The organism is Haloquadratum walsbyi C23, assembly GCF_000237865.1.
Lineage (GTDB): Archaea > Halobacteriota > Halobacteria > Halobacteriales > Haloferacaceae > Haloquadratum > Haloquadratum walsbyi.
Map to the genome: position 1 here is coordinate 106,767 of NC_017459.1, position 23,846 is coordinate 130,612.

At 57.2% G+C, this 23,846-nt stretch carries 1 protein-coding gene; it reads right to left on the reverse strand.

From position 1 onward, the window contains the following. Window position 1: 1 nt before the first annotated feature. Window positions 2-23,512 (reverse strand): GLUG motif-containing protein, encoded by a 23,511-nt coding sequence (locus HQRW_RS00525; RefSeq protein WP_014555020.1) that lies wholly within the window; start codon window positions 23,510-23,512, stop codon window positions 2-4. Between the last annotated feature and the right edge of the window lie 334 nt (window positions 23,513-23,846).

Below are 23,846 nucleotides of genomic sequence, written 5' to 3' on the forward strand. Positions count from 1 at the left end.
ATTATGAATTATTATTCAGATGCATTTTATATACTTGAGCCATCTCAACCCATTCTTCTGCGGTCTTCGCGTCGATTCCAACCCCTGCTCCCAGCCTGTCAGGGTTGATCGCAGCCAATTGGCTTACGGTAGTTATGCCGACTACAGCCAACTGGTTCACTTCTTTCTCGGATAGCGACTGTGAGGAGAAATGATCCTCACGCAGCCGATTGCTTTCGAGTTGAACTGAGCTCTTTGTTTTCATAGCGATGAACACTGATTCGACTCTCACGACCCCGGCGACAAGTCGCTGGTGTAAGCCTCGAGTATCAGGTGTTTCAGCTGTCGCCTGCGTAATCCACCGGTATGTCTGGTTCGAAGATACATTGATCCGTTCGCTCAACCGCTCGGCTGAACAGGCACTCAACACAGCAACATCAGTAATCCCTTCTTCAACTAATCGGTCGCTGTACTCGGGGCCGATCCCGTCGATAGATTCAAGCGCACCACTTGGACCGTATATCCATATAGATACACGATATAGCAATCGACGGGAGAATGATTGTATCCTCTCAAATGCCCCGCTAAGTATGCTGGAGACATCTCCTTGGAGCCACCCAGTCACCCGAGCCAATTGCCTGCCCCCGATGTCGGTTATTGAATGCACTGATCCCACCGAAATAGTTGGAATGGAGACGCCCGTTTGCACTATCTCAGCGATCTGCTCATATCGGGCTTGAATTCGCTTCCCATTTCGCGTTTCGATGAATGCTGGGCGCTCTGTACTCCCGCTTGCGTGTCCAGCCCGGTTCACCCACCCCGCGACGGCGGATTCATCTGTCTCAAGCGCGCTTGCAAGCTGCTCTGGGTCAGCGCTGGCTAACTGGTCGACGGACTCAACACCAACCTCATTCAATTCGCTTGCAGATTCACCGGCGATTGCAGCCAATGACCGACTACTGGATGGGGAGTCCTCCCCACTGAGGAGCTGCCATAACCGGGTCTCAACGGTGGTTATCCAGGCACTCGATTGGATTGCCAACTTCGCATACCGTTTCCGCGTTGAATCAAATCGGTCCATTGCCTTATCCTCGATCCAGCGGCGGATCTCGCCCGTAATCACTGAGACGGCTGTTGCTGCAGGTCCAGACACGACACCGAGCCATGCGGGCGCTGCGCCTCTCAATAGTCCCCCAGCAACCCAGTTAACACCACCACGCAGACGACCACGGAGCCAGCCACGGTATTTCCGCTTTCGATTCCCCCGATATTTGCTCTTCAACCAGTTTTTCATCCCCTCACGCGATGCGAGTTTTCGGCGCTTCGCGATGAATTCACGCCAGTACGACCGGGTGAAGTACTTCCGGACTCCGGCAATCTGTGTGCGAATTTTTGCCCACTTGAGTCGGCGTAGACGAGCGAGTAGCTTGCTGATCTGACTCCGTGAAGAGCCTCGGATCCGGCGCCGGAGCCACGACTGGAATCGGCGACGGGCAATGTTCAGTGGTGTCTGGATTCGATCACCGCCAAGTCCATATGCGGCGCCAGCTGCCCCAGCACCAGTGGTCGTCGCGACTGCGGCTTTGCCAGCTGTTGACAATGATCCAAACCACTTGAATGGTGCTGTGATAACAGTGAGCGCGTCCGCAATCATACCACCGGTGCCACTGCCGCCACTACTACTGCCACTACTACTGCCACTGCCGCCACTGCCGCCACTACTGCCACTGCCGCTACTACCGCCACTGCCGCCACTACTGCCACTGCCGCTACTACTGCCACTGCCGCCACTGCCGCCACTACTGCTACTACTGCTACTACTGCTACTACTGCTACTACTTCCACTGTCTCCGCCATCGCTACCGGCTTGTGATTCCCCGCCAGTATCGCCATCCCCAACGACGGCTTCCGAGTCGGCTTTATTATTCACATTATTTTGACTTGGAGGGTCATTACTATCTTGACTTGGAGGGTCATCGACATTCTCCTGGTTCGAGGAATCATCTTCGAGAGCCGATTCAGGCACTGGAGCCGTGGAATCAGCTTTAATATCCACGTACGACGCTGAGTAGGAGATATTCGACACGTCGACACTAATCCCACCGTCTACATCCTCGACGGTCAGATTGCGCTCACTAGATTTGTATTCACCAAACAACTGGTGGGTAGGATGATCCGCCACTCCCCACTCCTCTAATTGTGACTGTGGGATCTGCGCTTGGTAGAATCCCTCGTATTTCGTGCCACTGGCTGTCTTGTACCGTGGTCCAGCAATCCAGGTTCTCAGTCGGTCATTCGATACCTCTGGGAGGGAGATCCGCTGGGCGTTTGTCGAGAGGATCAATCCCGTCAATCGGTCACGAAGTGATTCGGGTCTTGTCGAAAGGTCATACACCGAGAAGTACACTGTCTGATTATACTGAGAGTCAGCCGTATCTGCAGCACCACTCGGCCATGACACTGTTGATGGGTCCTCACTGACGAGCGGTCCGACGCGCTTTTGTTGAGTTGATGTCGTTGCCAATGACACCGGACTGCCCGTGATGATGATATCTGTCGCTGCTGGGTTCGTTGCGTTCGGTTTCGAGTTGAACTCGGCATCTCGAAGCGCCCAGAACAGTGTATGTGGCGTGTAATTCGTGACGGTCACCCGAATCCTGAATTTGGTTTCATTCGTCACGCCAAAGTTTTCCAGTTCTGATGGATCCTCAACAACGGATATATCTCGGTTTGGATCACTGTTATTTGCGATTTGAATCTGTAACAATCCGTCAGTGACTTCCGGAATCACTACCATCTGATGACCGTCTGCGGTCACGCTTCCCGGACCAGAGGCAATACTGAGTGAAGCTGCGGTCTCGACTGGCTGCGGATCGAGTGTCACGGATTGCTGAATGGTTTCACCAAGTTCCACGCTCACTTCTCGGGAAGCGTTCCCGGAATCATTCCCAAGTGGCGCAACGACATAATCGCCGGGCTCCACCGCGACTTCGTACTCGCCCGTGCTGTCCGTTTTCGTATAGTAGGTTTCACCCCCGTCTCGGCTCGCAATCTGGACGGGAATATTTGACGCAACTGTCTCATCAGGATTGATGAACTTCCCAGCGACAGTCCCCGATCCTTCAAGCGTAAGATTCTGTGATGTTGGTGTTTGTGGTCCGACTGTGATATTCTCACGTTCATGGACCGGTGCTGAGGTGTTCTCAACGACGAGTCGGTAGTTCCCAGCTGGTACCGTCGTATCGAATTTGCCGTTTGAGTCCAAAGAGACAGATTCTCGATGAGTTCCGTCTGAGCTGATTATCGTCACGTCGCCCTGAGTGACCCTGCTGCCGTTCGTATCAGTGATGGTTCCACTAATCGAACTCATTTCTCCGAGTGCTGGCTCTTGATCTTCATCATCTGGGATACCATCATTATCGTCATCGTTGTCCGTCGGCACGCCAGTCGCTTCATTATCATCAGCCAATCCATCACCGTCGATATCGCTGTAGAAGGTGACGCTGACGTCAATAACAGTCTGTTTGCTTCCGTCGTCGACGGTGAGTGTCGGCGAAACGGTTGTCTCTTCGAGATACGATCCTGGGTCGTAATCACGCGTTACTGTCGAACCTGTCGAGGTGTCACCATTGCCGAAGTCCCACCTGTATGAGACGCCAGTACCCTCTGGGTCGACTATCTTGCTTGCGTCGAAAGTGTATCCAGTCTTGTTCCCGACGATGGATATCGTCCGATCACCTGGGTCCCCTCCGGTCAGATTAACCTGACCTGTTGGTTGTTCGTCGACATCAGTAATGGTTACACTGATTGATTGTGTGGCATTGGCGTTTGCAGTGCTTGCGGTGACATCGAGCTCATACGCATTGTCACCATCAGCATCTGCCGGACTCTCGAAGTCCACAGAATCAGCGAACGACAGTGCACCAGTCTTGCCGTCAACAATGAATAAACTGCTGTCCGCGCCACCGGTAATTGTATACTTGACTCCACTGTCGAACAGACCCCCTTCACCGTCAGTTGCGTTCACATCAAGGAGAGTTCCACCCGGGTTTTCAGGAGTCGTGACTGTTCCTGATGACACGAACGTCGGGGTCGATCCGGTCACAGTATGGTCGTGTGAGTCGGTTAGTCCCGATCCACCGCCATCATTGCCGGCGCTATCGGTGGCGGTGTCGACTGTTGCGGTGTAAGTACCTCCACCATTATCATAAGGTTGTGCTGAGTCGAGATCAAGCGCGTACGTGTATGGTCCTGATCCACTTTGGATAAGATCGTCTCTATTGAATGTATACACGTCGTTTGTGTTAGGTCCATCAATACTCACGGACACGTCATCTGTCGCCACCCCAAGTTGCTCGTTTGAGTCAACGGTGAAAGTGAGATTACCGGTCCCATCGGAATCGAGGGAAACGTTCGATACTGTTGGTGCCGTTGTATCTGAGGAGTCCTGTGATCCGCTGACGGTAACCGTTCCTGAGGAGTACGTGACCGGCATGGAGACGAATATTGCTCCTTTCTTGTCTTCAACGGTCAGACTCGACCCTGAGACGGATTCGCCCTTGTATGTTGCTGTCACCTGTCCAGGAGAGATACCCCATGCTACAAGGACGCTTTTCGGAATTCGGGCATTGTAGAATCCTGTGTTGACTGTGGTTCCATCAGTCTCATAGTGTGGGGCTGCAACGGTGATGCTCAGTGATCCTGCGGAATCACTTCCGCCAGCACTGGATTTCGGCACACTGAATGCTTGTGCGTTGGTTCCGATGAACGCTCCATCGAGACGGTTGCGGTAGCCTGGGTTCACCCGTCCTTCCATTGAGACAGCTATCATATCCACAATCGCGCCATATCGCTTTGAAGCCGTGTGGTCGCTCAATGGCCACTCACGTGGGTCTGGGTTTCGAATGTCGGGTTCGACGTACGCCTCTGCCGGCGTTACGTTGATACTGATTTCTTTGGTGTTTTTATCGACTCTCGTCTTCTCCCACCCATCGGCATTCCCTGTTCCAAGCATGAACACTGGATCGAAATCGTCCACGGCGATTGTCACCGCAAGCGGCGTACTCGCGTCAACACCGTCGACGATGCTGATGTCTTTCTGCTCCGGTGAACCAGTTGGGTGAAGATACCACTCAACCGCGCCGCGGTTATGATCGACCGTGGCGTTCACTTCGATCCCAACCGAATTCCCTGTTGTTGCATCAACGACTGTGGTCCCGGTTTCGCTTACGGTTGAACACGGGTCCTTCTGTGAGCCGACACAGCCGTAGCCCAGTGAGGACTGAATCTGGCGGTTTCGCGATGTGTCAACAACTTCTGTTTGGACATTGAATCGGCTATTAGCTTGTTTTGGCACAGGGATTGTCACTGTGCCCTGTTTTTGAGCCGGAGTCACTGTCTGTGTGGTAAATTTGCTTCCGATCGTTATTGGAGAGACCCGGATTTGCGCATTTGCTGGGTCAAGACTCCCGAAGTCGTGCTTAACAGTGATTTTGCCTCCAAGTGATCCCGCTGTCACGCTGGTTGAGACATTTTCATAGGCAACAATCTGTTTACTCTTATTTGCCAGTTCTGTGTTGGCGCTGGTATTCACAAGCGTTGCCCGACCGGTGAACGTGCCGCCGCCGACTGCTGATGATGGCACAGTGAGACTTGTGAGCCCTTCAACACTTCCGACAGTACGGGTCGCGATTGGGGTCGTTGTTGAGTTATTATCGTTGTATAATTGAATCTCAATATCATCACTCGACCCGACCTCGCCTGTCGCGTTGTATGTCACGTCGACCGTCGAAAGCGTGCTGGAATCGAGATCACTCGTTGTCAATGTCACCGCTGGGGCGATTCCTGTGTTGATTCCGCCAATGTCATCCTCAGGATCTCCCTGATCTGACTCAGTGCCGTCACTCGACTCGTTACTGCTGGTACTATCCTCACCTTGTCCGTTCCCAGCCTTATCTAAGATGCCGTCACTCGACGAATTAATCCTCACCGTCGGGGTCTTCCCACGAATAGCGTCGGTAAGTCCAATTCGAACCGTCTGTGTCTGGTTTGACCCATCCGTGACTGCTGACGTGTCCACGCTGGCAACCTTTCCAGGTTCAACAGTGAAATCAGCCGCGCTAATTGATGATTTCTCAATACCGCTCAGCCCACTTTGGATACTCACGTCAACTGAATCTCCACCTGCGCGTGAGACAGAGGTGATCTCCGGTGCTTTCGTGTCGACAGTGACGCCGCTCACCTGGATCGTGCGAACAGCCGCGTTTCCTGTATCATCAGTCACATTCACAGTAAGTGATTGATCTGATCCATCGGTCGGGGTCGATCCAACAATAATTATACCACTGTGTATGCTAGCGCCAGTCTCCACGTTGGTGCCATTTGGACTTAGTGTGGCTGTTTCATCGTCATAGTCGGTGGCATTGACTGTCACCGACGAGAGAGTAGTGTCAGTGTCTGTGTTAGATTCAACAGTGACTTGGACGCGATCGCCTGTGGTGACAATACCATCGTCGTTCGTATCGTCTGAGACAGAGACGGTGTCGATGCCTGGCAGCGTTGTGGTGATATTACTCAGCTTGTTGCCGGACCGATCAGTAATCCCCCCAGCCTGTGATGTAATATCTACCGTCACAGGTCTGGTTTCAACTGATGAACTAAGACTCAGTGTGACTGTTTGCGTTGTGTTAGTGTCAGTACCGCTTGTGCTAGTATCAGTTGACGAGATCGAGTTATTACTCACTGCGAAGTCAGTGTTATCGATCGATGACGTGTCGATACCGCTCACGCCGCCGTCAATTGTTAATTGGATGGTTGTGCCATCCGTGGAGGTCACCGAGGTGAGGGTTGGTGGAGTCGTATCGCTTGCAAAGCTGGGAGCGGTCTCAGCCCGAAGTTGTGGATAGCCGTTGACGAGTGACCATGTCGAAGTATAATTCAGCGCTGACATGAATTTCGATGGCGACTGCCCCTGCATCTCCGTCGCTGGTACGTCAGATCCAATCGATCCGTATCCGGCGACTCCATTCGGTGTTCCAGTCCCGAGTCCGCTTTTATTTCCAGTTGCATTCGTCTGAGTGCTTGCGCCTTTGTCCCAGTATGCGTCCGAGAGTGTGCCACCGGAGCCAACGAGTCCACCGACCTTGTTGTCGCCCGTGACCTGTCCGCTGGCGTACACGCGCTTCACATCTCCGCTCAGTTTACCAGCGATTCCACCCACATTCGTTCCCTCAGTGGTAATGTTCCCGCGGGCATATGAGTCAACAATCTGCTTACCAGCAGCCGAGCCAACGAGTCCACCAACGTTGTCGCCCGATGTGGTGACATTCCCCCGTGCGTATGAATTACGCACCTGCCCACCCGATTGAGACCCAATAAGACCCCCGACAGATGAACCAGTAGCGCTATCAGTGCCGACATCGCCGGTAGCAGAGGCGTTTGTGACTGTATCAGCGTCGTTCTGGAACGATGCATTCCCAATCAACCCGCCGATATCATTACCGTCCGTGCTCGTGACGTCGCCACTGGCGCGTGCAGTAGAGATCGTGGTCTGGGAGGTGCTCTCAACGCCCTCTGCATGCCCAATCAATCCGCCCACATTGTTCCCGTCAGTCGAGACATTGCCTGTTGCCGTGACGTTCGTCGTCTTTTCCGCACTGAGTTTGAGATATCCGACGAGTCCACCGATCTTGTCTCCAGTGCTGCTTTGAACCTCGCCACTGGCTGTAGCATCACTGAGTGATGCCCGCGTCTGTCCGATGAGTCCGCCCGCATTATTCCCCTCAGTTGACACGTCGCCTGTTGCGGTGACATCGCTAACAGTTTTGTCATCGGGTTGATAGCCGATGAGTCCACCAACGTTGTTGCCGTCAGTCGAGACATTGCCAGTTGCTGTGGCATTCGTGAGAGCCTGTCCATTCCGATGGGCGCCAATGAGTCCACCCACTCGCTGACCGGTGGTGGTGACGTCGCCGGTCGCTGTAGCGTTCCTCAATGTGAATGATGTCGAGTCATGCACTAGTTCGCCCGCAAGTCCGCCAACGTCGTTTCCACTCGTACTCGAGACATCGCCAGTCGCAGTGACGTCAGTGACGTTGCCGACATTAGAGAGCTTGCCAGCGAGACCACCCACGTATGCGTCATTTCCACCGTTGTATGTCGTGTTCACATCACCGCTAGCCTGTGCTTCAGTTATCGTGAGTGGATTACCAGACGATGAGGTCGAGGTCCCTAAGCCAACAAGCCCACCCACGTACTGTCCTCCTGAAGAGACGTTGCCCGAGGCACTGACATTCGCAAGTTCTTCAGGAGTGGTCACATCGAGATCGCCGACCAGTCCACCAGCGAAGCCTCCGCTCGCAGTAACGGAGCCGCTCGCACTGGAATTGGTCACTGAACCACTACTTTGACCCACAAGTCCACCGATCTGGCGAGTGCCGGACGTGGTCACCGCGGTCGACGAGTCGGCGATGACAGCACTGGAGTTACTCGCTCCAACCAACCCGCCGATCTTGTTGTCACCGGCGACCGCCCCCGTTGAAGTCACATTCCGGATCGCTCCATTGCTCGTGCCAGCCACAACTCCAACATCACTACTCCCGATGACGGAGGCGTTCTGGAGTGTCAGGTTCTCCACTACTCCAGATGTGCCAACCTCGCTGATGAGACCGACTGAATCAGCGCCACTCCGGTCGATCGACAGGTTCGAAATTGTCGTGCCATTACCATCAAGTGTTCCGGTGAACGCCTCATCGGTGGCATTCGCGATTGGTTCGAAGCCGTTTCCACCGTTCCAGGATTCGATGGTGGCAGACGCATTGATATCGTCCGTCAGCTGGTAGTGCTCATCCCGGGTGGTGGCGTTCTTGTTAATCACCTGCAGATCTGTAAGGGAGTTAGCCAGATACGGGTCATCCGGGGTGCCGCTGCCAATGTACGTCCCTGTCAGGTTTGTACCATCCTCGCGTGTGTACGTGCGCACGGCACCTTCTTTGACGATGATGTTCGCGGTCGTTGAGACTGCTGTATCACCTGCGACACCGAACGTTGGTTTGTAACTGTTCGCATTGGACTCCGAGAAACTGAATGTTGCAGTGCCGTCCTGATCGGTCACAGCTGTGGCATTTTCAAGACCGCTGAGACCGTCCGATTCACGAACGGTGATAACAAATCCGTCAGTAGATTCGGAGTCAGCAGCTGTAACCGTGATCGAAATCGCAACTTGTTCGGTTTGGGCTGAACTCGCGTCGGTGGCATCGATTGTCTCGACTCTGCGAGGCGGTTGTTCGGTCCCAGTCGCTTGCGCCTGCAACACTGGATAGCCACGTGTGGTGTTCCAAGTGGTCGTGTAATTCAATGCAGACATGAACGCCGTTGCCGCCTCGCCCTGCATTCTTTCGGCTGGTGTGTCATCATTGACTAACCCATAGCCGTCAGCCCCAGTCGGTGTTGCACTTCCGGTTGCATTCGTTTGATTGGTTGCACCCTTGTCCCAGTAGACGTCGGAGAGTGTGCCACCGTTATTCTTCCCGACGAGTCCGCCAACAGCGCTGTTCCCCTCGACCTGTCCAGTAGCGAACACACGGGTCGCATTGCCCGTGTCGATCGTGCCAGCAAGTCCACCCACATCGGATGCCGCGGTAACCGTCCCTCGTGCGTGCGAATCGCGGATGTTAGATGAGCCTTCAAGTCGTCCGACCAATCCACCAACCTCGTTTCCAGTACTGCTGCTGACGTTACCACGTCCCGCGGAGTTCGTCACATCCGCACTTGCATTTCCAATCAAACCACCCACACTGTTGCCGCCGGTACTGCTTACCGCACCGCTCGCTGATGAATCGTGGACAGCAGCCAGCGAACGACCGATCAGCCCACCGACGCCATCGCCGCTTGTACTGTTCACGACACCGCTCGCCGACGAATTGCGGACAGTCGCATTTGTACGCCCAATAAGTCCCCCTACATCGGCAGTTCCGGTGACGTTCCCTGATGCAGCCGTATTAGTCACTGGAATCGTGCCTTGGGACTCTCCGATTAACCCACCGGCGTACTGTCCTGTTGCGGTGACGGTCCCGTTCGCAGTCGAGGTGTTCACGATCCCGCCGGCAGTGCCGACTAATCCGCCGACCCGCTGGCTTCCAGACGTATTCACTGCTGCTGAGGACTCGGTGAGAACGCTGTTCAATTCTGTTGTTCCGATGAGCCCACCAACCCGATTATTTCCGGTTACTGTTCCCGTGGTAGTTACGTTCCGGAGTGTTCCATTGCTTGTTCCAGCTACCAATCCGACATCGTCGCCTCCGGTGACCGAAGCGTTCTGAAGGGTCACATTCTCCAGCACCCCGGCTGTGTCGAGCTCGCTAAAGAGACCGACGGCGTCTGCCCCGCTTCGATCAATCGACAGATTTGAAATCGTGTGCCCGTCGCCGTCGAGTGAGCCGGTGAACGCCTCATCAGCATCAGTGGCATTTGCGATTGGTTCGAAGCCGTTTCCACCGTTCCAGGACTCGATGGTGGCAGACGCATTGATATCGTCCGTCAACTGGTAGTGCTCATCCCGGGTGGTGGCGTTCTTGTTGATCGCCTGGAGATCTGTAAGGGAGTTAGCCAGATACGGACTGTCGGGCGTCCCGTTCCCGCGGTACACCGCCGTCAATTCCGTGTCGTCTTCGCGGGTATAGGTTCGCACCGCCCCATTGTCCACAGTGATCGTCGCGTTTGTCGTTGCAGTCGAATACCCAGCCACGCCAAATGTTGGGGTGTACGTGTCAGGCGACGATTCAGTGATGTTAAACGTCGCAACGCCTGTGTCGTTCGTCACAGCCGTGGCGTTCTCAAGGCTAGTGAGACCTCCGGTATCCTGAACACTGATGACGAAATCCTCACGGATGTTGCTGTCGGTTGTCGTCACTGTGACCGAAACCGAGACCTGTTCGGACTGAATCGCGCTCGCGTTGGTAGCGGTGACCGTATCGACCGTTCGAGGCAGCTGTTCGGTTCCGGTCGACTTCGCTTGCAAGACCGGATAGCCCCGTGTGACGTTCCACGTAGTCGTGTAGTTTAGCCCCTCCATGAGCTCAGTCGCCGCCCGACCCTGCATCTGCGGTGCCGGCGTGGTGTCACCGACAGATCCGTAGCCGCTCACTGTAGCCGGTGTGTCGCTTCCGGTCGCATCCGACTTGTCAGTCGCGCCTTTGTCCCAGTAAGACTCGGAGAGTTGTCCGCCGTCGTTTTTACCAACGAGGCCGCCGACGGTGCTACCGCCCTCAACGCGTCCGGTGGCATAGACGCGGAGCACTTTGCCCTCGCTCCGACCAATAAGACCTCCGACATTATTGCCTGAAGTGTTGACATCCCCGCGTGCGTACGAATCACCGACGCGGCCCCCATTCCGTCCGTGAACTCCGATGAGTCCACCGACGTTGTCGCCCGACCCGGCGGAGACATTCCCTTGCGCATGTGAGTTGTCCACACTCCCGGTCCGGTGGAATCCGATCAACCCGCCGACCTTTTGACCCGTAGTAGTAACGTCGCCAGTTGCCGAGGCGTTTTTGAGTACATCAGTGCTAGCCAGTTGGTCTAGCCGTCCGATCAGACCGCCGACCTCGTTTCCGCCGACACTACTCACATCGCCGGTCGCGGAGACGTCGGTAATCGCAGACCCGTGTTCGAACCGTCCAACGAGACCACCCACGGACGCGGGGCCTCCATCGTCGGACGTCATCTCGATGTCGCCTGTGGCTCGTGCTCCAGACATCGTGATGTTGCCGTTGTCGTCTGAATCCTCGATGAACCCAACCAGCCCACCGACGTGATCAGCGCCTGCAGAGACGGTTCCTGTCGCGGTAACGTTCGTAACGTGGGTGCTGTCGTCGTGGCTTAACCGTCCGACCAGCCCACCAACATTCGCTCCGGTGGTGCTTTCGACTTCACCGCTCGCAGTGGCGTTCCGCACGGACGCACGCGTGAATCCAACGAGTCCGCCAACATCGTCACCGTCACTCGAGACGGTGCCCGTGGCGCTGACGTCCACAATCGTCTGGCCAGCCTGATGATTACCGATCAAACCGCCGACCTTGGTGCCGGAGGTACTCACCACATCGCCGGTGGCAGTAGCGTCGGTGACGTTTGCTTGTGCTCGGCCGATCAGCCCGCCGGCGCTACTCGTGCCACTAACGGTTCCGGACGCGTTCACGTCGGTCACCGGCGTCGTACTCTGGTGATCACCGATGAGTCCGCCAGCATACTTGCTGTTCGCAGTGACTTCCCCGCTCGCACTGGCGTTGTTCACCGCGCCGCTACTTTGTCCGACCAGTCCGCCGATAGCCTGGTTTCCGGATGTATTCACGGATGCAGTCGAGCCAGTAATAACACCATCAGCGATAGTTTCGCCGACGAGGCCACCAACCCGATCGTTTCCGTTGACCGTTCCCGAGGTGGTGACGTTCTCGACGGTACCGGCGCTGGTCCCGACTGCGGCTCCGACGTCGTTGTTGCCGGTGACCGAGGCGTTCTGGATCGTCAGGTTCTGAATCGTTCCGTTCGAGCCGAGGGTGCCGACGAGGCCTGCTCTGTTCGCTCCGCTTCGGTCAACCGAGAGATTCGAGATCGTGTGCCCGTTGCCGTCGAGCGTGCCGGTAAATGCCTCATCGGTGGCACTCGCGATTGCCTCGAATCCGCTGCCACCGTTCCAGGATTCGATGGTGGCAGACGCGTCGATATTGGCGACCAATGTATACTGATTGTCGTGTGCCGTGGTGCTGTTGTCGATCGCCTGGAGATCAGCCAGCGAATCGATCTCGTAGGGGCTGTTGACGGTCCCGTTCCCGCGGTACACGGCTGTCAGTTCCGTGCCGTCCTCACGGATGTAGGTTCGCACCACTCCGCTTTCTACCGTAACCGTCGCGGTCACCGAGGCAGCCGAATTGCTCACCGCCTCGAACTCCGGTTCGAATGTCCCGGTGTTCGGCTCGGTGAAGGTGAACGTTGCAGTGCCGTTCGCGTCGGTCAGAGCCGTTTCGTCTTTGAGTTCGGTGAGATCGTCCGCATTCGAGACGTTGATCAGGTATCCTGGACCAACGGGACTGCCGTTGATCGTCGCGTTGACCTCGACTGTTATCTGCTGTGTCTGAACCGCTGTCGCGTCGGTGGCTTCAATGGTGTCGACGGGTGCAAGCAGGCTTCCACTCGTGTTCGACTCCCGCTGGAAGACCGGATACGTGCTCGTGAGCTTCCACGGTGACGTGTAGTCCAGCGCCGACATGAATTGCGTCGGGGCGCGACCTTGCATCTCTAAGGCTTGAGTGTCGTCACCAACGGTCCCGAAGCCGGTTGCTCCACCCGACGAGCCGCTTCCGGTCGCAGCCGTCTGGTTGGTCGCGCCTTTGTCCCAGTAGGCGCCCGAAAGTTGCCCAGTATTGTTCCCGACGAGTCCGCCAACGGTGCTCCCGCCCTTGACGCGTCCGCTGGCGTACGACCGAGTTACATCTACATCCTCGGTCTCGCCGACGAGACCACCAACTTTGTCGCCCGATGTGGTGACATCACCGCGCGCGTACGAATCGGTAATAGACCCGTCATTATTCGTATCGCCGATGAGTCCACCAACGTAGTCGCCATCAGTGGAGACGTTGCCTCGTGCATACGATGTTTCGACACCATCGCCATCCTTGTAGTACCCAATCAGCCCACCGACCCGCTGTCCAGTTGCGTCAACGTCACCGGTGGCCGAGGCGTTTGTCAGGATGTGATCAGCTGAATCGTGGTGAAGTTCGCCAAACAGTCCACCGACTAGGTTCCCGCCTCCGGGGTCACTGGCGTTGACATCACCGGTAGCAGAGACATCTGTCACGTTTCCTGCGTTCTGGAACTCTCCGACGAGCCCGCCGGTATACGCATCTGTCCCCGTGTTCGTCGCGTTAACGACGCCCGAAGCATGAGCGTTAGAGACGGTGATCGGGTTCCCGGAACTTGACTTCGCCTGACCGACCAATCCGCCCACGTACCCACCGGAGGTGCCGTTCACGCTCCCGCCTGCAGAGGCGTTGATCACGTCAGCCTGCCCCCGGCCGAGGAGACCACCAATGTAGCTCGTCCCGGTGACAGCCCCGGAGGCGTTCACGTCGGTCACCGGCGTCGTACTCTGGTGATCACCGATGAGACCACCAGCGTACTGATCAGTCGCGGTGACGGTCCCGCTCGCACTGGCGTTGTTCACCGCGCCGTTACTCTCTCCGACCAGTCCACCGATGGACTGACTGCCGTTTGCGGTCGCCGTTGTGGTCGCGTCAGTAACGACACCGCCACTATTGACGGTTCCAACGAGACCACCAATCCGATCGCTTCCGCGGACGGCTCCCGAGGCGGTGACGTTCTGGACCGTGTCGTTGTTGGCTCCGACGGCCACGCCGAGGTCGTTGACCCCGTCTATCGAGGCGTCCTCGACCGTTAGGTTCTGGATTGTGCCGTCGTTAGTTCCGGCTACCACGCCAAGTTCGTCGCTCCCGGTGACCGAGGCGTTCTGGATTGTCAGATTCTGGATCGCCCCGTTCGAGTCGAGCGCGCCGACGAGCCCAGCCGTGCTCGCTCCGCTTCGGTTGATCGACAGGTTCGAAATCGTGGTGTCGTTACCGTCAAGTGAGCCGGTGAATGGCGCAATCGGCTCGAAGCCGCTGCCACCGTTCCACGAGGCGTTGCCCGTCGCCGACGTGTCGATATCTTCGGCGAGTCGGTAATTATCAGCACGCGCAGCACTGCTGTTGTCGATTGCTTGCAGATCTGCAAGCGAGTCGATCAGGTACGGATTGTCAGCGGTGCCGTTTCCGCTATACACCGCGGTCAATTCTTCGCCATCTTCGCGGACGTAAGTTCGTACCGCCCCATCGCTCACGGTGACCGTCGCGTTCGCCGTCGCGGTCGAATAGCCGACCACAGTAAATGTCGGGCTAAACGTCCCGGTATCCGATTCAGTGATCGAGAGTGTTGCGGTCCCCGTCTCGTTCGTCACGGCCGTAGCGTTCTCAAGGCTGGTGAGACCTCCGGTATCCTGAACGCCCACGATGAGCCCCTCAGCCGTGCTGGTGCCAGCTGTCGTCACTGTGACCGAAACCGAGACCTGCTCGGACTGAATCGCGCTCGCGTTGGTAGCGGTGACCGTATTGACTGTGCGAGGTGGCTGTTCGGTTCCAGTCGACTGCGCCTGCAAGACCGGATAGCCCCGTGTGACGTTCCACGTAGTCGTGTAGTGTAGCCCATCCATGAGCTCAGTCGCCGCCCGACCCTGCATCTGCGGTGCCGGCGTGGTGTCACCGACAGATCCGTAGCCAGTTGCCCCGTCCGGCGTGCCGCTTCCTGTCGCATCCGACTGGGCAGTCGCGCCTTTGTCCCAGTAAGACTCGGAGATCTGCCCTGAGTTATCACCGATGAGCCCGCCAAGACCACTGTTCCCCTCAACTCGGCCGCTCGCGTACACGCGTGCCGTGTCGCCGTTTGTCTGCCCGATGAGTCCGCCGACGGGTCCCGTCCCAGAGACATTACCCTGTGCGTATGAGTCCTGCACTGTACCGAGCGTCCCTTCAGTGCCCCCAATCAGCCCACCGGTTGGCCCAGCCGCATCCGCGTTGACATCACCTGTCGCGGAGGCGTTTGCCACAATGTTTGCCCCCGATTCGTGGTCAATTACCCCGATGAGTCCGCCAACATGCTCACCATTAAAACCAGTACTAGCGGATACATTGACTTGACCACTGGCGGAGACGTTCGTCACGTTCTTTGCGTTTCGAATTTCGCCAATAAGTCCGCCGACGTACCCGCGACCGCTGCCGACTGCCGCGGTGACATCACCGCTTGCGTCCGCATCAGAGATACTAACGGGACTGGTCTGTATGGCACCAACCAGTCCACCGGCGCCCTGGTTTCTGGTCGACACGTTACCTGATGCCGAGACGTTTGCAATTGTCGCTACCTGGCTTGGGTCGTGCTTGCCGATCAGTCCACCGACGTTACTACCAGTACTATTCACGTCCCCAGTTGCTGACGAACGTCGGATGATGCTGGCGTCCGCCGATCCGAGTAATCCACCAACACTCTGGCCAGTCGCAGAGACGTTGCCTCGTGCATTCGAGTCCTCGACTGTACCGCCACCACTGTATGTCCCGATTAATCCGCCGACTTGACCGTTCGTGTCAGTAGCAACATCGCCCGTCGCAGAGGCATTTGCAACGATGCGTGATGCCGATTCGTGCTCAAAGCTACCGATGAGTCCGCCAACACGTCCATTGACGCCTTGTTTTCCGGCGATAGAGGCATTCACCTGACCAGTGGCGGAGACGTTTGTCACGTTCTTTGCGTTTTGAATCTCACCGATGAGTCCACCGGTGAAAGCATTGTTACCGCTGAGATCCGATGTCGTAACATTACCATCAGCACGCGCGTTCAAGATAGTGACAGGAGAGCCGGAAATCGAACTGCCAACCAGTCCACCAACGCGCACGCCCTTACTGGTCGAAACATCACCCGACGCCGAGACGTTTGCAATTGTCGCTACCTGAGTTGGGTCGTGCTCACCGATGAGTCCACCGACGTTAGATCCGGTAGTACCGTTCACGCGCCCGCTCGCCGAGGAATCGGTCACGTTAGCCTGTGCTCGACCAATCAGCCCACCGGTGCTCTCTGTCCCGGTGACGGCCCCGGAGGCACTCACGTCGGTTACCGGAGTCGAACTCTGGTGATCGCCAATGAGCCCACCAGCGTACTGCCCGGTTGCAGTGACAGTTCCGCTCGCACTGGCATTGTTCACCGCCCCGCTACTCTGTCCGACTAACCCGCCAATGGACTTGCTCCCGCTTGTAGTCGCGGCTGCAGTTGAGTCGGTTAAGACGCCACCAGAGTTGACCGTCCCAACGAGGCCCCCGATCCGGTCATTTCCGATAACCGTCCCTGAGGCAGTGACGTCCTGGACGGTACCAGTGTTGATTCCGACTGTCACACCGACGTCGTTGTTCCCGGTGACAGAGGCGTTCTCGATGGTCAGGTTCTGGATCGTTCCGTCGCTGGTCCCGGCTATCACACCGAGGTCGTCGCTCCCGGTGACAGAGGCGTTCTGGATTGTCAGATTCTGGATTACCCCGCTGGAATCGAGCGTGCCGACGAGCCCAGCCGTACTCGTGTCGCTCCGATTGACAGATAGATTCGAGATTGTGTGCCCGTCTCCGTCGAGCGTACCATCGAATGTTCCGCTCTCACCCGCAATCGGTTCGAAGCCGTTGCCACTGTTCCAGGAGGCGTTGTTCGTCGCCGACGTGTCGATATCCTCGGCGAGTCGGTACTGTTCACCACGCGTGGTCGCGTTGATGTTGATCGCTTGGAGATCCGCGAGCGAGTCGAGGAGGTACGGGCTCGTGTCCGTCCCGTTACCGGGATACGTCGCCGTTAGCTCGGTGTCGTCATCACGAGTGTACGTCCGCACTGTGCCCGGCTCCACCTCGACCGTCGCGGTCGTCGAGACGGTCGATTCTCCCGCTGCACCGAACGTCGGCTCGAACGTCCCGATTGCTGATTCGGCGAAGGTGAACGTTGCAGTGCCGTTCGCGTCGGTCACGGCCCCGGCGTCCGCGAGTTCGGTGAGGCCGTCCGCGTTGTCGACACGGATCACATAGCCTGCATCAGCAGGGGTACCGTCGACCGTCGCGGTGACGTCGATCGTCGTCTGCTCGGTCTGCAGTGCTGTCGTGTCGGAGGCCTCCATCGAGTCGATGGGCGAAAGCGAGGGCCCGGTCGTGTTCGACTCCCGTTGGAAGACCGGATACGTACTCGTGAGCTTCCACGGCGACGTGTAGTTCAACGGCTTCATGAACGTCGTCGGCGCTCGGCCCTGCATCTCCAAGGCGCGGGTGTCGCCGACTGTCCCGAAGCCAGTGGCTCCAGCCGACGAGCCGCTTCCGGTTGCACCCGTCTGGTTGGTCGCGCCCTTGTCCCAGTAGGCGTCCGAGAGTGCTCCGTTGTTGTTCCCGACGAGTCCGCCGACAGTGCTCCCGCCCTCGACGCGTCCGCTGGCGTACACGCGCTTCACATCTCCGCTCGCTTCACCGACGAGGCCACCAACGTAGTCTCCCGAGCTATTGACATCACCGCGCGCGTACGAATCGGTGATAGAACCGCCATTCGTATCGCCGATGAGTCCACCAACGTAGTCACCATCAGTGGAGACGTCGCCTCGTGCATACGAGGTTTCGACTCTATCGCCATTCTGGTGGTAGCCGATTAGCCCGCCGACTCGCTGTCCCGTCGCGTCAACGTTACCGGTGGCCGAAGCATTCGTCAGGATGTAGTTTGCCGAATCATGGTGAAGTTCGCCGGCTAGTCCGCCGACTCGGCGACCGTTTCCGGAGGCACTGGAGATATTAACATTGCCGGTGGCAGAGACATTTGTCACGTCGGTCGCGTGTCGAAGCCTGCCAAAGAGTCCCCCGGCGTACGCGTACGTACCAGTGTTTGTTGTGACGACATCACCTGTGGCGTGTACATCAGAGACAGTAATCTGGTTAACAGACTCCGAAGTACCGACCAGTCCACCGACTTTCTGACCACTGGTCGATACGTTACCCGACGCTGAGACGTTCGTGATCGTCGCCGCTTGATTATGGCGGTGATCGCCGATCAGTCCGCCAACCCGGTCGCCAGACGTACTATTCACCTCGCCGCTGGCGGTCGACTCTCGGATGTTGCTGGCGTCCGTCTGTCCGAGTAACCCGCCGATATGATCTCCCCCACCCGACACGGTGCCGGTCGCGGTGGCATTTCTCACCACCTCACCGTTCTGGTGATACCCGATGAGCCCACCGACTCGCTGTCCTGTCGCGTCAACGTCACCAGTGGCCGAAGCGTTCGTCAGGATGTAGTTTGCCGAATCATGGTGAAGTTCGCCAAACAGTCCGCCGACTCGGCGACCGTAGGAATTATCTTGAGCGGAAACGTCACCGGTGGCGGAGACGTTTGTCACGTCGACGGCGTGTCGAAGTCGACCGAAGAGTCCCCCGGCGTACGAGTTTGTACCAGTCTCCGTTGCATTGATCTCACCCGTAGCGTGGGCATCAGAGACGGTGATCTGGTTGCCGGACTCCGAAGCACCGACCAGTCCACCGACTTTCTGACCCCCGGCCGACACGTTACCTGACGCTGAGACGCTCTCGATTGTCGCTGCCTGATTAGGGCGGTGTTCGCCGATCAGTCCGCCAACGTACCCGCCGGATGTGCTCGTCACGGTCCCACTAGCTGAGGAGTTGCTCACGCTCGCACTTACACGTCCGAACAGTCCGCCTGTGTAGTCGCCGTCACTGGCGACGTCACCAATCGCAGAGACGTTTTCAATTGTCTCACCGTTCGTATGATCGCCAATCAGTCCACCCGCGTAACCAGCGCCACCCGACACATCGCCAGTCGCGGTGGCGTCTCTCACCACCTCACCGTTCTGGTGGTAGCCGATGAGCCCGCCGACTCGCCGTCCCGTCGCGTCAACATCACCGGTGGCCGAGGCGTTCGTCAGGATGTAATTAGCTGAATCGTGGTGGAGTTGGCCAAACAGTCCGCCGACTTGGCGACCATAGGAGTTGTCTTGAGCCGAAACGTCACCGGTGGCGGAGACGTTTGTCACGTCGACAGCGTGTCGAAGTCGACCGAAGAGTCCCCCGACGTACGAGTTCGTGCCGGTCTCTGTCGCGTTGACGTCACCCGTAGCGTGGGCGTTAGAGATGGTAATCCGGTCGGTAGTCTCTGAGGTGCCGACCAGCCCACCGACCTTCTGGCCACTGGTTGATACGTTGCCTGACGCCGAGACGCTCTTGATTGTCGCCGCCTGATTGGGGCGGTGATCGCCGATCAGTCCACCAACCTTGTTGCCAGACGTGCTATTCACGTCACCGCTGGCGGACGACTCTCGGATGACGCTAGCGTCCGTCTCTCCGAGTAATCCGCCGACCCTCTTTCCCACAGTTGATACGTCGCCCGTTGCAGTAACGTTATTGATCGTCCTCCCTTTGTCGTGATACCCGATCAGCCCGCCGACGCGCTGTCCAGTTGTGTCAACATCGCCGCTTGCTGACGCGTTTGCAACGATATAATTAGCTTGATCGTGGTGGAGTTCGCCAAACAGTCCGCCAACTCGGCGACCGTTTCCGGGCGTACTGGAAGCGTTGACATCACCGGTAGCAGAGACGTCTGTCACGTCGGTCGCGTGTCGAAGCTCGCCAAAGAGCCCCCCGGCGTACGCGTACGTGCCAGTGTTTGTTGTGACGACATCACCTGTGGCGTGTACATCAGAGACAGTAATCTGGTTGCCAGACTCCGAGCTGCCGACCAATCCACCGACCCGGTTGCCGCTGCCCGACACGTTACCCGATGCCGAGACGTTCCTGATCGTCGCCGCCTGATTGGGATTGTGATTGCCGATCAATCCACCAACCCGGTCGCCGGACGTGCTCGTCACGTCGCCGCTGGCGGAGGCGTTGATGACGCCGGTCCGCGCCCGCCCGACGAGGCCGCCAGTGTAGCTGGTTCCGGTGACAGCCCCCGAGGCGTTCACGTCGGTCACCGGCGTCGAACTCTGGTGATCACCGATGAGCCCACCGGCGTACTGCCCGCTCGCGGTGACAGTCACGCTCGCGCTGACGTTGTTCACAGTCCCTCCAGACGTGACAGTCCCAACGACGCCACCGATTTCCCGGCGGCCCTCGACCGTCCCTGATACGGTGACGTTCTGGACAGTCCCAGCGCTTTCTCCGACCACCGCACCGATGTGTCTGTCACCGACGACCGAGACGTTCGTGAGAGCGAGGTTCCGAACCACACCACCCGATTCCAGTGTCCCGACGAACCCGAGCTCGTTTTTTGTAGTCGCACTCTGATCGATCGACAGGTTCGATATCGTGTGGCCGCCGCCGTCGAGCGAGCCACTAAATGCGGCACCGCTGTCGATGCCAAACAGCCCACCGATCGGCGCGAACCCTTTCCCGTGTTCGCTGGGCACGTTCCACGACCGCGTGGCCGAGGCGTCGAGGTCGGAGCCCAGCTGATAGTTGTATCCGCGCGTGGTGGCGTTTTTGTTGATCGCCTGTAGATCGACGAGCGAGTCGATGATGTACGGGTCCACCGTCGACCCGTTGCCGGCAAACGTGCCGGTCTGGATGGTACCGTTGACCTCGTGATCCCACGACGCCTGACTCCCGGCAATCGTCGTTGCGCTGGCGTTGTTCCCCAGCGAGTCTGTCATCGACACGATTACCTCCCGAGACAGCGCCGGGTTCGCCCCAACAGTCACATTCCCGGTGAAGTTCCCGTTGCCGGTGTCTGTCAGCGTGACGGAATCACTGTCGGCATCCAGTGCGGAGACGTCGGCCGTGGCAGTGGTGATTGAGCCGGCCTCGGACACGGTCGCGTTGATATCGAACGTATCTCCCTCCGACAGCGGCGCGGTGCCACCGGTCCGTGTGATCGTCACCGAATCGATACTTGGGGGTGAAGTGTCCACTGCGAGCGTGTTCGACCGGGTGCCGGTCACCTGCGTGCTGGCGTTCCAGGCGAGATAGCCGACAGTCGTAGGTGCGTGCCCATCTTTATCAATCGCTGCATCCTCTTCAACCCGAACGTCGACACTGTCTTTCGTGCGATCATCATAACGGAGATAGGCTGGTTGACCTCCACTGCTATCTTGCAGATCAGCAATAAATCCGGCAGGATGCGGGTCGTCGAAAGTGATTTTCTTAAGCTGGTTATTGACCCCGCTGATCTCGTCAGCAGTGAAGTTCGTCTCACCCAGCACTGAGTCGCCCTGTTCAATAGCGATGTACCCTATCGTCTCGGTCCCGTGTGCCGTCCCGTCGTTTCCGCTCGCTTCGTCTTCTTGAATAAACACGTCCAGCCCGTTCGAGTCGATGTTTTGATTTCGCGTGCTCACCGCGTCGGGATCGTTGAATGTCTGCGGTTGCGTAAATCCGATTGGCGTGCCGGATAATGACTGGTTAAACGCGACTGAATTGATCGTGCCTTCGCTCAGAGTTGTCGTCCCAGCGTCAACTTTTGTCCCGTCGTCGAGTTCTGTCGTGCCGGCCTCGGCTACGATGTATGAGACGTTCGCGGTCGGGTGGCCGTTGTCTTGGTTCGACCACTCCTCGACGCGAATCTCGAAGGAATCCGACTGGACGTTCCGAATACGGGTGTGGCCGCGCTTCTCCGTGGCCACGTCTTCGCTATCTTTTTTAGATGAAGTCGACTCCAGCGGCTTCGCGATGACGACCGGGTTCTCGAACGAGCGCGGAAGCCTGACGGTCCGGAAGTCGGTCGTCCCCTCAGGGTTGACCGTGATCGAGTCGTATACGAGGTCTCCTGGTGGCGTGCCGCCGTTTCCGGCCTCATCAGTCGCGGTGACGGTCACCGACTGGGTCTGCTCGCTCGGGTCCGGACCAACGGTGAACGTCGCACTGTACACGTCGTCGGCCGCAGTAGAGTTTGGGCCGTCGTCGCTGAGATTCACTGTCCCCGCATCGAACGCGATCGCGGAGGCAGTGACAGACTGGATCGAGGACACGTCGGTCACAGTGGCGCTCACTTCGATGGTGTCGTTCGTCGTGACGACACTGCCGCCGTCGATTCGTCTGATCGTGACGTTGGTGACGTTGGGTGCGCCGGTGTCGACGGTGAAGCTCACTGTGTCGGTGTCGACGTTCCCGCTGTTGTCTTCGATGTAGACGGTCGCAGTGTGCGACCCATCGACGAGTCCCGACAACGTCACATTCAGCGTCTGGGTGCCGTTGGCGTCAGTCGCCGTCTGATTGGGGCCGCCGTCGACGCTGTATATCCAGTTGCCCGATTCATTGGCGCTGACGTTGAGCGAAGCGTTGCTCGTGGTGAGCGTCGCACCTCCCGCTGGCTGATCGATACTCACGTTCGGCGCGGTTGTGTCTGGTTGGTGAGATGATTCGACGATCGAGACGTTATCGATAACCATACCCGCTCTGCCGCTTGTGGGAGTTATCTGCGTAAATTTTAGTGTTTCAGTTGTGTTACCGGCTGTGAAATTGTGAGTCGCCAGTGTCCAGTCCATTGAGCTATTCGCTGTTTCCGTTATGTTGAGATCAGCAATCTCCACTCTAGCTTCATGCTTTCCTGTATATTCCGTGTTGTTCTTATAATAGTACGTAAGCTCGTAGTGTTTCTCAGCTTCTAACTCAGTCACATCCTGTTCAATAGCTCCGGGTTCGCCGCCTGAGAGATCGATCGAAACGGAACCATCCTGTGGTGGCCAAAAATTTCCTACTTGATCAACTTCGCCCGACGACACGCGCCAGCCATCAATTGTAGTCGACCCCGCGTCGAGTTTGTTATTTGTCTCATCCGAACCAAAGTTGTTTGAAGAGTTCTCAAAACTCCCATTCTGAACCAGGTTCGGTTGCTGTGCAGACACCGACTCAATGAAAGCTACTCCCGAAATAAGCACACTTAATGCGACAACAACCGCGAAAATTGGTTTTGCCGTCTGACTCATTCTGCCCTCAACCTAGGTGGTAGTGTTGTCCGCGAAAGAGAGAGATTATGATCGATAAATGATACTTCATGTGAGACCTGCTCTGTGAATCCGTTTATGATATCCTTCACACAAGAGCCGCTAGCAATATCTCTGAGTTCACAATATTTGATGGGTAAAAACCCACGACAGTTTGAAACGTAGTTACTGAAAGAGTCAATCGCGCTGCTGGTGAGTGTCTTTTGAGTGATACATGACGAATAGATTATACCAGTATCGAGGGTGAGAGGTCGTGCTAAGGGAGCCCCGCTTATCTGGGTAGACGTGACTGACAAGAGGTCAACCGGCGTGATAC

What these genes read in the sequence shown, in the direction of transcription:
- HQRW_RS00525 (WP_014555020.1), bottom strand. Translation starts at nt 23,512, where the DNA reads ATGAGTCAGACGGCAAAACCAATTTTCGCGGTTGTTGTCGCATTAAGT.